The 12,898-nt window shown below is 63.7% G+C and carries 9 protein-coding genes; 5 read left to right on the top strand and 4 right to left on the bottom strand.

Going from position 1 to position 12,898, the window contains the following annotated elements; translation table 11 throughout:
• Positions 1-419: 419 nt before the first annotated feature.
• The 3 genes from J5J83_RS17535 to J5J83_RS17525 all read right to left on the bottom strand — a co-directional run bounded on the left by J5J83_RS17535 (position 420) and on the right by J5J83_RS17525 (position 3,060).
• Complete coding sequence (locus J5J83_RS17535; RefSeq protein ID WP_212351239.1) at positions 420-962, bottom strand: DUF2946 family protein; 543 nt, start codon at positions 960-962, stop codon at positions 420-422.
• A 57-nt stretch (positions 963-1,019) separates the two neighbouring features.
• A complete protein-coding gene (locus J5J83_RS17530; RefSeq protein WP_212351238.1) occupies positions 1,020-1,709 on the bottom strand; it encodes a DUF3047 domain-containing protein in 690 nt (229 codons plus the stop codon).
• Between the two features lie 214 nt (positions 1,710-1,923).
• Positions 1,924-3,060 carry a GTP-binding protein gene (locus J5J83_RS17525; RefSeq protein ID WP_212351237.1) on the bottom strand — a complete coding sequence of 379 codons (1,137 nt, stop codon included), beginning with the start codon at positions 3,058-3,060 and terminating at the stop codon, positions 1,924-1,926.
• 134 nt (positions 3,061-3,194) lie between these two features.
• Between J5J83_RS17525 and J5J83_RS17520 the strand changes: the two genes are divergently transcribed.
• From J5J83_RS17520 to J5J83_RS17505, 4 genes are all read left to right on the top strand, one after another.
• A complete protein-coding gene (locus J5J83_RS17520; RefSeq protein WP_212351236.1) occupies positions 3,195-4,598 on the top strand; it encodes an FAD-linked oxidase C-terminal domain-containing protein in 1,404 nt (467 codons plus the stop codon).
• Positions 4,599-4,781: 183 nt separating this feature from the next.
• Positions 4,782-8,318 carry an indolepyruvate ferredoxin oxidoreductase family protein gene (locus J5J83_RS17515; RefSeq protein WP_212351235.1) on the top strand — a complete coding sequence of 1,179 codons (3,537 nt, stop codon included), beginning with the start codon at positions 4,782-4,784 and terminating at the stop codon, positions 8,316-8,318.
• A gap of 75 nt (positions 8,319-8,393) precedes the next feature.
• The gene (locus J5J83_RS17510) at positions 8,394-9,149 is read left to right on the top strand and encodes a class I SAM-dependent methyltransferase (protein ID WP_212351234.1); all 756 of its coding nucleotides are present in this window, start codon (positions 8,394-8,396) and stop codon (positions 9,147-9,149) included.
• 97 nt (positions 9,150-9,246) lie between these two features.
• Positions 9,247-9,954, top strand: a complete 708-nt coding sequence (locus J5J83_RS17505) for a hypothetical protein (RefSeq protein ID WP_212351233.1) — start codon at positions 9,247-9,249, stop codon at positions 9,952-9,954.
• Positions 9,955-10,052: 98 nt separating this feature from the next.
• Here J5J83_RS17505 and J5J83_RS17500 read toward each other — a convergent pair whose 3' ends face one another.
• Positions 10,053-10,682 (bottom strand): response regulator transcription factor, encoded by a 630-nt coding sequence (locus tag J5J83_RS17500; RefSeq protein ID WP_212351232.1) that lies wholly within the window; start codon positions 10,680-10,682, stop codon positions 10,053-10,055.
• A gap of 226 nt (positions 10,683-10,908) precedes the next feature.
• Here J5J83_RS17500 and J5J83_RS17495 point away from each other — a divergent pair, with 226 nt between their 5' ends.
• On the top strand, positions 10,909-12,855 hold the full coding sequence (locus tag J5J83_RS17495; protein WP_212351231.1) for a TonB-dependent receptor: 1,947 nt from the start codon (positions 10,909-10,911) through the stop codon (positions 12,853-12,855).
• The last annotated feature ends 43 nt before the right edge of the window (positions 12,856-12,898 follow it).

The raw sequence follows: 12,898 nt of genomic DNA, 5'->3' as shown, positions 1-12,898 counted from the left end.
TTTAATCATACGTTTCACTTATCCAATGTCAAGTATTAATTATCGCAAGCCCGATCAAGCGCCCGTCTGAAAGGCGCACGCCCCCCGGCGAGGTCACCGGAACCCGATGCATCATTGTGTGCAGGCGAAGGCCGCTTCGAGAGCCGAGGCAGCGCAGAAAAGAAAAAGCCCGGGCGCTTTCGGGCCCGGGCTGAAATCCACATCCATGGAGGAGAGTGGAGGAGACAGCTGCAGAATAGCGCCATCATTGCTGCGATGCAATAACCCGCCTCGTGAATTTATCTATGACGGTATAAGAATCTTTATAAATGCTCAAGACACCATTCTGCGCCACTTAATCCACATACAGCGATGAAAGAATGTCATTCGTCATTATCTGATATTCATCTCTTCCAGCCAGTCTGACCGCACCGCACAAATCATGACCCGGCAGGCGCGGGATCGAATTGATAGCGTACCGGCACGTCTTCGGCCGCAATGGGGGTAAGCGTCACACCGTTCCACAGCACACGGCCCTCACCCGCCATGACCGCGAACAGGGCCTCCTCATCGGCCGGCAGGCCATTGCTCAGGCGACACTGGGCAAGAAAGTCCGCGAGGTCGCGATCGTCGAGCAGCCCCACGCCGACCGTCGTGGCAAACAGTACGTTGCCCTGCTCGTCGAGATGCGCCGCCAGAACCTCACCGGCACGACGCCCCGTGTGGGTCCGGAGTCTGCCGTCCCCATCGAGCCGCATGACCCAGGGCGTGTAATCGAGCGCGACGTAGACCTTCTGTGGCCCGTTCCTGACCACCCATGCGCCGCCCTGCTCAGCTTCATAGTTCGCGGCGATGAAGGCGTTCAGCCCCGCATGGCGGACGGGGTCTCCACGCAAGCGCCAGGCCCCGCGACGGTCCAGGGACAGCCACCCATAACAGGCCGGCACGGAAGGCCATTCAGGAAAGGACGAAGCAGCGCTCATCGTCGTTCAGCCAAGACAGAAAAGCTCAGGATACCGCCCCCGTCGCCGGGCGGGACATCAGCGCGACAGAAAGCGCAAATCGCCGAAGCGCGCCGTCACCGTTTCACCGGTGTTGTCCGTATCCGCACTCAATGCAATGCCAACCACCCGCGGGACTTCGTCTCCAAATACGGACCGGAAGTCCGCCGCAAGGTCGCGGCTCACCTCGCGCCACTGGCCGACCGCTCCGTCACCGCTGTCGACGACGATCATCTGCACCCGATCGGTGTACGGATTGGGTCCGCTGGCCCCGGCGCGCTGCGCCGTCCCCCACACATAGGCAATGGCCGCAGTCGGCAGCTCGGCGCCGTAGAGCGTTCGCCCCAACGCCAGCTTGATGCGGTCACCAAGCGACAGCTTCTCAAGCGGATAGTCGAAGAGCACGTACACCCGGGCGGCATAGTCGTCGCCCGCCTTGCGGGAAAAGTCCGACCCCGCGACGGCCCTCGATACTTTCCAGCGCCAGCTCAGGCGCGGAAACCGTTCCGGATCGACCGCGAGCGCATGCGCCAACGTCGACGCCGCCGACTCGGAATGGACCTCCAGCACCGTGCGACCTTCGTCGGACACCAATGCAAACGTGTTCTCGCGCGCCACCCCCGGCAAGGTCTGCACCTGCCACGGCTGCGGAACCGGCGCTCCGGGCGCGGCTGCCGAGAACGCAGCGATGCTCACCGGAGCGCGGAGGTCCTGGGCATGCGTCGTCACGGCGAGGCTGCACCCGAAGCAGAAAAGCATTCCCATCCAGCACTGCCGCATGCCTGGCCCCTCATCGATATCGACTTTTCCCGTCTGCACGCCGGCGCTGGACACCGCGATGCTCCCACACGTTTGGTCGGAACTCGGTAGCCGACGCTTACAGCCCGAACAGCAACGGGCGAGCAACGACGGTCCGCCTTCGGCCCGGTACGATCCAAGCCGTTCAGGCGGGCAAATCGGGGTCGGTCTGCACGCCGCCGACGCTGATCAGCATGTTCTCCACCTCTTCCCGCGGCAGATCCCTCACGATGAAGACGAGTCGGCTCCTGCGATCGTTGCATGGCGGCGTTTCCGGCCACACAGCCAGGCTGGTGGGCGGATAGACGGTGTGCTGAACGCACTGGATGATGCGTGGCAGGGGGTCGCCGATGACATTGAGCACCCCCTTGATACGCAGGATACGTTCGCCGTATACCTGCAACAACAAACCCAGTGCGTCGGAAAACCCGAACCAGCTCAGTGGCTCGGAGAAACGCAGCACGAAGCTGCTCACCCCCGAGTCGTGACGCACAGGCACTGACCCGCCCTTGACCTCGGCACGACGTCCTGGCGAGCGCCATGCCCCCGGTGCGGCCGCCGCGCGCGCCTGCTCCCGGCGCACGCGCTCTTCACCCAACCATGCGGCAACATCCGGCACCTTGGCCGTGGCGTCATACAACCCGCAACCGAATACTGCGTCAGCGGCCACCCTGCCGCTACTGACCCGCACCTGGCTCGCGCCGGGATTGAGTGCGCTCACACGGGCCGCGACGGCTGCGGACATCGTTTCCTCCGCAAGATCCATCTTGGTCAGCAGCACACGATCGGCCATTGCCACCTGGCGCACGGCCTCGCGATGTGCACCAAGCTGATCGAGCGCATGGGTGATATCGACCGCAGTGATGACACCATCGCAATAATAGCGATCGGCGATGAAGAGCTCTTCCATGAGGGTGTGCACCACCGGTACCGGATCCGCCAGGCCGGTGGTCTCGATCAGCACCCGTCTCACCGGGGGAATCTCCTTGCGCAACGCGCGCATGAACATGCCCTTGAGTGCCTTGACCAGATCGCCCTGCATGCTGCAGCAGATGCACCCGGCGTCGAGCAGCACGATGGCGTCATCGACCTTCTCCACCAGATGGTGATCGACGCCGACTTCGCCGAACTCGTTGATCAGCACCGCTACCCCCGCCATCTCGGGCTGGCGCAACAGGTGGTTGAGCAGGGTCGTCTTGCCCGCGCCGAGAAAACCGGTGAGCACGGTCACGGGAATGCGCCGGTCGGCAGCCGGCATTGCCTGCGGGTTCAGGGTGTTCATGTTGGCGATCGCATACAGGGGCCCGCCATTTAAGCACCTAATCGGGCGCTCGGGCATGGCAGCACGCACGGCCCGGCATTTCATCCAGCGTCGCAAAGGCCGATAATCAGGACTCGACTGTCCGCGAGATGAACATGAACGCGCCCCACACTTTCCGCAAACCGCTGCCGCAGGCCTTCATCGACACGCTGACCGAGCGCTTCGGCACACGCTTCACCACCGCCGAAGGCGTACGCGCCCATCACGGCCACGACGAATCGCACTTCCCCGACGCACTGCCGGACGCGGTCGTGTTTGCGCACAGCACCGAAGACGTCGTCGCCATCGTCGAGGCCTGCCGCGAGCACGCGGTGCCGATCATCCCGTTCGGCGTCGGCAGCTCTCTCGAAGGCCATATCCTCGCCATCCACGGTGGAGTCTGCATCGACTTCTCGGAGATGAACCAGGTGCTCTCCATCCATCCCGAGGACATGGACGTCGTCGTCCAGCCCGGCGTCACCCGCAAGCAGCTCAACGCCGCGCTGCATGGCACCGGCCTGTTCTTCCCCATCGACCCGGGTGCCGATGCCAGCATTGGCGGCATGGCTGCCACACGCGCCTCGGGCACCAATGCCGTACGCTACGGCACCATGCGCGAAAACGTACTGGGCATGACTGCGGTGCTGGCCGACGGCCGCGTGATTCGCACCGGCGGCCGGGCACGCAAGTCCTCTGCCGGTTACGACCTCACACATCTGCTGGTTGGCTCGGAGGGGACACTGGCCATCACCACCGAGCTCACGGTGCGGCTGCATCCGTTGCCCGAAGCGGTTTCTGCCGCCACCTGCGCCTTCCCCGATATCGTCAGCGCCGTCAACACGGTGATCCAGACGATACAGCTCGGCGTGCCGGTGGCGCGCATCGAGCTCGTCGATGCCCTCACCGTGCAGGCGATCAACCGCTACAGCAAGACCACGCTGCACGAGTCTCCGATGCTGTTCTTCGAGTTTCATGGCTCGCCGGCGAGCGTGGAAGAACAGGCGCAGACGGTGCAGGAAATCGCAGCGGATCATGGCGGGCTTGCGTTCGACTGGGCCAGCCGTCCGGAAGACCGCAGCCGGCTGTGGGCAGCGCGTCACGACGTGTATTTCGCCAGCCTGAACCTGCGCCCCGGCTGCCGCGGCGTCACCACCGACGTGTGCGTGCCGATCTCGAAACTGGCCGAGTGCATCGCCGGCACCCGTGACGACATCGACGCTTCAGGCTTCATCGCCCCCATTGTCGGCCACGTCGGCGACGGCAATTTCCACACCATCATCCTTGTCGACCCCGCGGACGAGGTTGAGATCGCGCGCGCCGAGGCGCTCAACAACCGCATCGTGCAGCGCGCGCTCGCACTCGGCGGCACCTGCACCGGCGAGCACGGCATTGGTATCGGCAAGCAGGCCTTCCTGCTCGAAGAGCACGGCAGCGCGGCCATCGACGCCATGCGCCTGCTCAAGCAAGCCCTCGACCCGGACAATTTGCTTAATCCGGGCAAGATCCTGCCACCGGCCTGAACGCCGACGGCCGCTGCCGCGACATTGCTTCGGCAACCTTTGCACTGGTTAGGGTATCCAAGGATTGAGTCGCCCGCTGTGCGCGACTAACCTGCCTGCATTCGCCCGTCGTCCGCCCACGAGGCGCACGGTGGACGCAACGTGCAGCACTCCGAAAATACGATTTTTGGGAGGAGTCCAGCCATGGCCGAAGCAGATCCGCTTGGCAGCGCACCGACGCCCAGCCTCGAGGACAAATACACCCGAGTCTCCGGTCGCGTCTATCTGACCGGCTACCAGGCGCTCGTGCGCCTGCTGATGATCCAGAAGGAACGCGACCGCGCCGCCGGGCTGAACACCGCCGGCTTCGTATCGGGCTACCGCGGATCGCCGCTGGGCGGTCTCGATCAGACGCTGTGGAAAGCGAAGAAGCACCTCGAAAGCCACGACATCGTGTTCCAGCCCGGCATCAATGAGGACCTCGCCGCCACCGCAGTCTGGGGTTCGCAGCAGGTCAACCTGTCGCCGCAGGCCAAGTACGAAGGCGTATTCGCCATGTGGTACGGCAAGGGGCCCGGTGTCGACCGCAGCGGCGACGTGTTTCGCCATGGAAATGCGGCCGGGTCGTCGAAACATGGTGGCGTGCTGGTCATCGCCGGCGACGACCACGCGGCCAAGTCATCCACGCTGCCGCATCAGACCGATCACTTCTTCAAGTCGATGATGATGCCGGTGCTGGCGCCGGCCGGCGTCCAGGAATACATCGACTTCGGCGTGCATGGTTATGCCTTGTCGCGTTACTCGGGCTGCTGGGTGGCATTCAAGGCCCTGGCCGACACCGTTGAAACCTCGGCCTCGGTCGACGTAGACCCGGCTCGGGTGCAGGTCGTGATCCCGGCGGATTTCGCGATTCCGGCCGACGGACTGAACATCCGCTGGCCGGATCCGCCATTGGTTCAGGAAAAGCGCCTGTTGCACTTCAAATTGTATGCGGCGCTCGCCTATGCCCGTGCAAACCACCTCAACCAGGTCGTCATCGACTCGCCTTCGGCACGACTGGGCATCATCACCTGTGGCAAGAGTTATCTCGACGTGCGTCAGGCCTTCGACGATCTCGGCATCGACGAAGGACTCGCTGCCGAGATCGGCATTCGCCTCTACAAGGTCGGCATGGTGTGGCCTCTCGAGGCCGACGGCGTGCGCCAGTTCGCCGACGGCCTCGACGAGATACTCGTCGTCGAAGAAAAGCGCCAGCTGCTCGAATACCAGCTCAAGGAAGAGCTCTACAACTGGCGCGAAGACGTACGCCCGCGCGTCATCGGCAAATTCGACGAAAAGGGTGAATGGGCGCACATCGCCCACAGTGACGGCACCGTCGATCACGGAGAATGGCTGTTGCCTGCAGCCGGCGAACTCACGCCGGCCATGATCGCGCGCGTGATCGCGGCCCGCATCGAGCGTTTCTTCACCTCGGAGCGGATCCAGGCCCGGCTCACCTTTCTCCAGGCCAAGGAGCGCTCGCTCGCCGGGCGGACGATTACGATTGACCGCGTACCGACCTTCTGCTCCGGCTGTCCGCACAACACGTCGACCCACGTCCCGGAAGGCAGTCGTGCCCTGGCAGGCATCGGCTGCCATTACATGGTGACGTGGATGCCCGAGCGGCGCACCGGCACCTTCACCCAGATGGGCGGCGAGGGCGTGCCCTGGGTAGGACAGGCGCCCTTCACCAACGAGAAGCACATCTTCGCCAACCTGGGCGACGGCACCTATTTCCACTCCGGACTGCTTGCCATTCGGCAGGCCGTGGCGGCTAAGGTGAATATCACCTACAAGATTCTGTACAACGACGCCGTGGCGATGACCGGCGGCCAGCCGCATGACGGCGTATTGACGGTGCCATTGATCGTGCGCCAGCTCGAAGCCGAGGGTGTCCACAACATCGTCGTGGTCACCGACGGCACCGAGCGCGCGTACGGTCCCGCCGACATCCCGCACGTTCCCGTTCGCCATCGTGACGAACTCGACGCTATCCAGCGCGAATTGCGCGCCTCGGGCGGCGTCACCGCACTGATCTACGACCAGACCTGCGCCGCCGAAAAGCGCCGACGCAGGAAGCGCGGCACCTTCCCCGACCCGGCCCGGCGCGTGTTCATCAACGAAGCGGTATGCGAGGGCTGCGGCGACTGCGGGGAGCAGTCGAACTGCATGTCCATCGTACCGGTCGAGACCGAGCTCGGACGCAAGCGAGCGATCGATCAGTCCTCCTGCAATAAGGACTACTCCTGCCTCAACGGCTTCTGTCCGAGCTTCATCACGATCGAAGGCGGCAGGGTGCGCAAGGGCAGTGCCCTGCAGGCCGATGAGTCACACTTCGCCGCGCTGCCGGACCCGGCGCTCGCGGATACCGCGCGCCCCTTCGGCATCATGGTGACCGGTGTCGGCGGCACCGGCGTGGTCACCATCGGCGCCCTCATCGGCATGGCCGCCCACCTCGACGGCAAGGGCGTGACCGTACTCGACATGACCGGCCTCGCCCAGAAAGGGGGCTCGGTGTACAGCCACATCCGCATTGCCGACCGGCCCGACGATCTCCACGCGGTGCGCATCGCCGCCGGAGAGGCCAATGCCGTCATCGGCGGCGATGTGATCGTCAGTGCCAGCGTCGAGGCGCTGGCAAAGATGTCGGCCCGGCACACCCGCGCGGTCATCAACGTCGCCGAGACGCCGACGTCTGACTTTGCCCACGATCCCGACTGGCAGTTCCCACTCGACAAGATGCAGGAGGTCGTTCGGGAAGCCACAGGGGGCGACAACGTCGACTTCGTCGATGCACAGGGGCTGGCGACCGCATTGCTCGGCGACGCCATCGCCACCAATCTGTTCCTGCTTGGCTATGCATGGCAAAAGGGCATGGTGCCGGTTTCCCACGATGCGCTGATGCAGGCCATCGAGCTCAATGGTGTCGCACTCGACATGAACCGCCGTGCGTTCCTGTGGGGCCGCCGGGCAGCGCACGATCTTGCGGCCGTCCAGCGCTTCATGCAGCCGCAGCACGCCATCCCGATCCGGCCACCGACGCTCGATGAGCTGGTGACGAAACGTGTCGAATTTCTCACCGCCTATCAGGATGCGGCCTATGCCGAGCGCTATCGCCTCCTCGTGACACGGGTGCAGGAGGCCGAAGCGCTGCGCGTGAGCAGGCACAGCAGCCGTCTGGCCGAGACCGTTGCTCAGACCTATTTCAAGCTTCTTGCGTACAAGGACGAGTACGAAGTCGCACGCCTGTACACCGATCCCGCCTTCTGGCAAAAAATCCATGCGACTTTCGAAGGCGACTTCGACGTGCGTTTCCATCTTGCTCCGCCACTGGTTTCGCGCCTCGACCCCCTGACCGGACGCATCCCCAAGAAGGCTTTCGGGGAAGGCATGATGCGAGTCTTCCGGGTACTGGCAAAGCTCAAGGGACTGCGGGGTACGCGCTGGGATCCGTTCGGGCGCACTGCAGAGCGACGCGCGGAGCGTGCGCTCATTACCGAGTACGAGCGCGACATCGCCGAACTGCTCGATACGCTCGGCTACACGCGACTGCCGCTGGCACTGGAGATCGCAGCCCTGCCTCAGGATATTCGCGGTTTCGGTCACGTCAAGATGCGCAACATGGCACTTGCCGCACAAAAGCGCGAACGCCTGATGACCCGGTGGCGCAGCGCCGACGGCGTGCCCGCGCGCGTCGCCTGAACACTATTGATCAGAATACACAGCGCGACAGCGGGTTCGCTATGATGGCGACCCCTGTCGATCGCACGTGCCCTCATGCCTCCTGCCCTCAAAGCCCTCGCGTCTCAGCTCGCGGGCGGCCTCATCGCCTGGTTGATGGGCCTGGCGGGACTGCTGCCTCCCGGCCTGTGGCCGTTGGCGCTCGCGCAGGCGATTGGCGCCGTAATGGTTGCCGCCCTGCTTCGAAGTGCGCGCTGGTGGCTGCCGATCCACCTGCTGTTCGTGCCACTCGCGCTGGCGATGCGCACACTGGCACTCGCGCCGGGCTGGTATCTGGCGGCCTTCATCACGCTGGCGCTGATCTACTGGAGCAGCTTCCGTACTCAGGTGCCGCTCTACCTGAGCAATCGCAAGACCGCGGCGGCGGTGGCAGACCTGCTGCCTCCGGATCGCCCCGCGCAGGTTCTCGACATCGGCAGCGGCACCGGATCGCTGCTACGCGTGCTTGCCCGGCTGCGCCCCGACTGCCACTTTGCCGGCATCGAGAGCGCGCCCGGGCCTTGGGCACTGGGCTGGATACAAGGCCGGACCATGGCGAACCTGGCATGGCATCGCGGCGATTTCTTTCAGCACTCGTGGCAGGGGAAGGACGTGGTGTATGCTTTTCTCTCGCCGGTGCCCATGGCTGCGGTGTGGCGCAAGGCGACAGCCGAGATGCCGCCCGGAAGCATATTGATCAGTAACAGCTTCCAGGTGCCGGACTGCAAGCCAGAACGTGTCATCGAGGTGGACGATCGTCGTCGTACGCGGCTTTTCGTCTATCGCATCAAGGTACCGAAAGCGCGGAATTAGCCAGACGAACAGGCGCTTTTCTGCGCCTGCAGCAGCGCAGGAAAGCGCAATAATGCAAGCGTACGGCAACCCATTGCCAGAGTTGAGGATTGGATTCATGGCTGAGATCATCTGCGTGATCGGCAACAAGGGCGGTACCGGCAAGACGACGCTCTCGCACATGCTGTGCCAGGGGCTCGGCCTGCTCGGGCATCGCTCCGCCTGCGTACTGACCGACACTTCCCGCGAACCGCTCTCCCCTGACGGAAGGCGCTACATCACTGCCGATGCCCGCACCCGTGACGCCCTGACCAAGGTCGTGGACAAGCTGCGCATGCTCGACGAGTGGATCGGCATCATCGATGGCGGGGGCAACCGCACCGAGATGGACCGCAAGCTCTATGCGATGTCGGACATCGTGCTGCTGCCGTTCCGCGAGTCGCATGAAGACATCCGCACCGTCATTCGCGATCTGGAGATGTTCCCTCGCGCCTATGCAGTGCCGTCTCAATGGCCCAGTAATGCGTGGCAGCGGGATGCGGCCGATCGCAATGTGGCGCAGTTGATGGCCGCGTACCGGCATCGGATCCTGAATCCGGTCGGCGCGCTTTCCGCTTCTAAGCTGCTGCTGCAGAAGCAGGTCCCTGAACAGCTACCGACCCCGCTTGCGAACGCCTGCCGCGCGGTTGCGCGTCAAGTTCTCGAAATATTGGAGATCGACATCGGCGACAGCTGCGAGGTCAGAGACGAATCCGTCCCTGGCGAACGACTGCCCGCGGCGGAAATGCCGATGCGCCTGAGCGTCACCTCGCGTCGTCCGCACTGACGCTGGCACAGGGCCCAGGCGGTGCAAATGCCTGAAAAAATGCAGCCCCGGCACCACTCGACCGCCAGTGCTGCCGGGTAAGCAGAGTCAACCGTCGCTCAGAGCCGGGTGCCGTGCCGCGAGATGACCACAAGCGCCTGGGCGCGATTGGACACGCCAAGCGCGCGGAAGATTGCCGACATGTGCACTTTCACAGTACCTTCCGACAAGCCGAGCAAATCGGCGATCTCGCGGTTGGTCTTGCCTTGGGCCAACAGTTCCAGCACCCGGGTCTGAGCTGCGGTGAGGCCGAAGCGCTCGCTCACGGGCGCGCCTGAACGGCGCCCCGGCGCCCGGTCCGTACTGTCCGGCGTATGCACCCCACCTCCAAGCACCACCCGCACGGCCTGCAGCATTTCCTCGCTCGAACTGGACTTCGACACGAACCCGGACGCACCGCCCTTGATGGCTCGACGGACTGACGCCTCGTCATCCATCGCCGACACCACGATCGCGGGCACGTCAGGGAAGCGCTTTGCCAGGACGGCAAGCAGCGAGAATCCGTTCATGTCCGGCAGCATCAGATCGATCACGGCCAAGTCCCAGTCACTGGACGCCTCCAGCTTGGACAGCGCATCGTCTGCGCCCTTGGCCTCGACGCATTCCACGCCGTCCTGCAGCCGGGAAAGCGTCTGTGCCACGGCCTCACGCACAAGCGCATGATCCTCAACGACGAGTATCTTGATCACAAGTGGCTCCATAAGTTGCTTTCATCCGGGCAAAAGATGCGCGAAGCATATCACAGACACATCACCCCTGCCTTGCCCACTATCAGTATCGGGTCAAAACAGCGAAAATTCCCGCTGGTCAATCCTGCACCCCGGGGTGCACCATGACGAAAGTCATAATGTTCAGGCGATCAAAGTGCGACATTCCAGCAAGATTCTACTGACCCTCTCGTTTGTGGCGAGAATAATGCCCGCACTGGCGGCAGAAGACGATCTCCCTGAGCTGAATTTTCTCGGAGAGCTTCCGATCGTGCTGTCTGCCTCGCGCCTGTCACAACCAACGCGCGACGCGCCAGGCGCGGTCACGGTCATTGATCGCGACATGATCCGTAACTCGGGCGCGCGCTCCATACCGGAACTGCTCCGCCTCGTACCCGGTTTTCAGGTGGGCGCCATCAATGGCCACCAGCCCGTCACAACCTACCACGGACTGGCCGACAACGCGCCGCGCCGGATGTTGGTGCGGGTCGACGGACGTTCGGCCTACGCGCCGTACGTGACCAGCGGGATCGAGTGGAACAAGCTGACGGTCGACATCGACGATATCGATCGCATCGAGGTGTTCCGCGGCACCAACACGGTCGCTTATGGTAGCCAGGCGTTCATGGGCACGGTGAACATCATCACCCGCACGGCCGCGGAAACCCCGAGGGCAAGAGTTCGCATCGACCAGGGCGAGAACGGTATCCAGGACCGCAATGTCAGCCTCGGCTACGGCACCGACGTCATGACCATGCGCGTCAGCGCCGGCCTCGAAGGCGATGAAGGCCTCCCCGGGCTGGCCGACAGCTACCGCCGTCACCGCGGCGACCTACGGGTGGAGTTCCAGCTCGCACCCAACCAGCGCCTCGAACTACAGGCCGGCACGGTAAAGCTGCGCGAGCAGATTGGCAACGACATGCCTGGAACCACTGACCCCGTGCGCACGCAACGTAGCGCAGTGAGCTTTGGCCAACTGCGCTGGAGCTGGCAACAGGATGGCGGTGATGAGCTGAGCGTCACCTATTCGCACCAGGAGGAATCCACTCGCGACGCCTACACCCTCACCGCGGCCGATGTGCCCCTGCTCCAGCTTTTTCCACCGCTTGCGCATGTCGACGTGAACTATGACAACGATATCACACGCAATGACATCGAACTCGAGCACACTATGCATCCAGCACGTGATGTGCGTGCACTCTGGGGCGTAGGCTATCGTGAAGACAAGGTTCGCAGTCCGGGCATGTTCGCGCGAACGGATGCGCTCGCCTACCGCTCGAGCAGGCTGTTCGGCAACGTCGAATGGAGCATCACGCCAGAATTGCTCGCCAACATCGGTGCGATGGCGGAACGTAGTGGGGGGGACGATGCGCAGCTTTCACCTCGACTTGGTCTCAATTACCATCTGGGCGGCGGACACACCCTGCGCGCTGCTACCGGGCTGGCCTACCGCAACCCGGTGCCCTTCGAGCGCTATGCCGACATGCGCTTTACCGAAGTGCTAACCAACATCCTGCTCAAACACTCCTACCAGCCGGCGCCAGACGTCGAGGCCGAGCGCATGCGTTTTCGCGAACTGGGCTATCTCGGCGAATACGCTGCCATTCGGACCAGCGTCGACCTGCGCGTGTTCGAGGAGAGGACGGACGATCTGATCCAGTTCAGGGCTGCCGACAGCCCCTTGCCGCGCCCACCGTTTCTGTCGTCGAAAGCGCTGTGGGAAGCCCCCATGGCAAAGAACGTTGGTGAAGCCACGCTGCGCGGTGCCGAGCTGGCCGTGCTCTGGCGTCCAACAATCGCGACCTGGCTCGGCATGAACTACAGCCGGATCGACATCGACAGCAGCAACGACCGCTATGTCCGCTCCGCGCCCCGCGCAAGCTGGTCTATTCTTGCAAGCTGGAACCCCGTGCCCGACTGGACCGTGAGCGCAAACTATCACCGTACCGGAAGCATGTCCTGGTACCGCAGCAAGGTTGACCAGTTGCCAGCCTATCACCGCACCGACCTGCGCATTGCGCACCGCTTCAAAGTCGGTCCGACCCGAAACGAATTTGCGCTCACGCTCTCGAATGCCGGCCCCGATCATGCGGACTATCTGCCCGCACTCGTGTCCGGCCCGATCGCCCATGCGAGCCTGCGCGTGGAATTCTGAAGCCTGATGCGGCGGTCCTTATTCCTGTGCTGGCTGTTACCGC

The sequence above is a fragment of the Azoarcus sp. L1K30 genome (assembly GCF_018122735.1).
Classification (GTDB): Bacteria; Pseudomonadota; Gammaproteobacteria; order Burkholderiales; family Rhodocyclaceae; genus Parazoarcus.
Note: the sequence above shows the minus strand (reverse complement) of the source record. Positions and strands in the feature narration are given on the sequence as shown.

What these genes read in the sequence shown, in the direction of transcription:
- J5J83_RS17515 (WP_212351235.1), top strand. Translation starts at nt 4,782, where the DNA reads ATGGCCGAAGCAGATCCGCTTGGCAGCGCACCGACGCCCAGCCTCGAG.
- J5J83_RS17535 (WP_212351239.1), bottom strand. Translation starts at nt 962, where the DNA reads ATGAGCGCTGCTTCGTCCTTTCCTGAATGGCCTTCCGTGCCGGCCTGT.
- J5J83_RS17525 (WP_212351237.1), bottom strand. Translation starts at nt 3,060, where the DNA reads ATGAACACCCTGAACCCGCAGGCAATGCCGGCTGCCGACCGGCGCATT.
- J5J83_RS17495 (WP_212351231.1), top strand. Translation starts at nt 10,909, where the DNA reads ATGCCCGCACTGGCGGCAGAAGACGATCTCCCTGAGCTGAATTTTCTC.
- J5J83_RS17510 (WP_212351234.1), top strand. Translation starts at nt 8,394, where the DNA reads ATGCCTCCTGCCCTCAAAGCCCTCGCGTCTCAGCTCGCGGGCGGCCTC.
- J5J83_RS17505 (WP_212351233.1), top strand. Translation starts at nt 9,247, where the DNA reads ATGGCTGAGATCATCTGCGTGATCGGCAACAAGGGCGGTACCGGCAAG.
- J5J83_RS17520 (WP_212351236.1), top strand. Translation starts at nt 3,195, where the DNA reads ATGAACGCGCCCCACACTTTCCGCAAACCGCTGCCGCAGGCCTTCATC.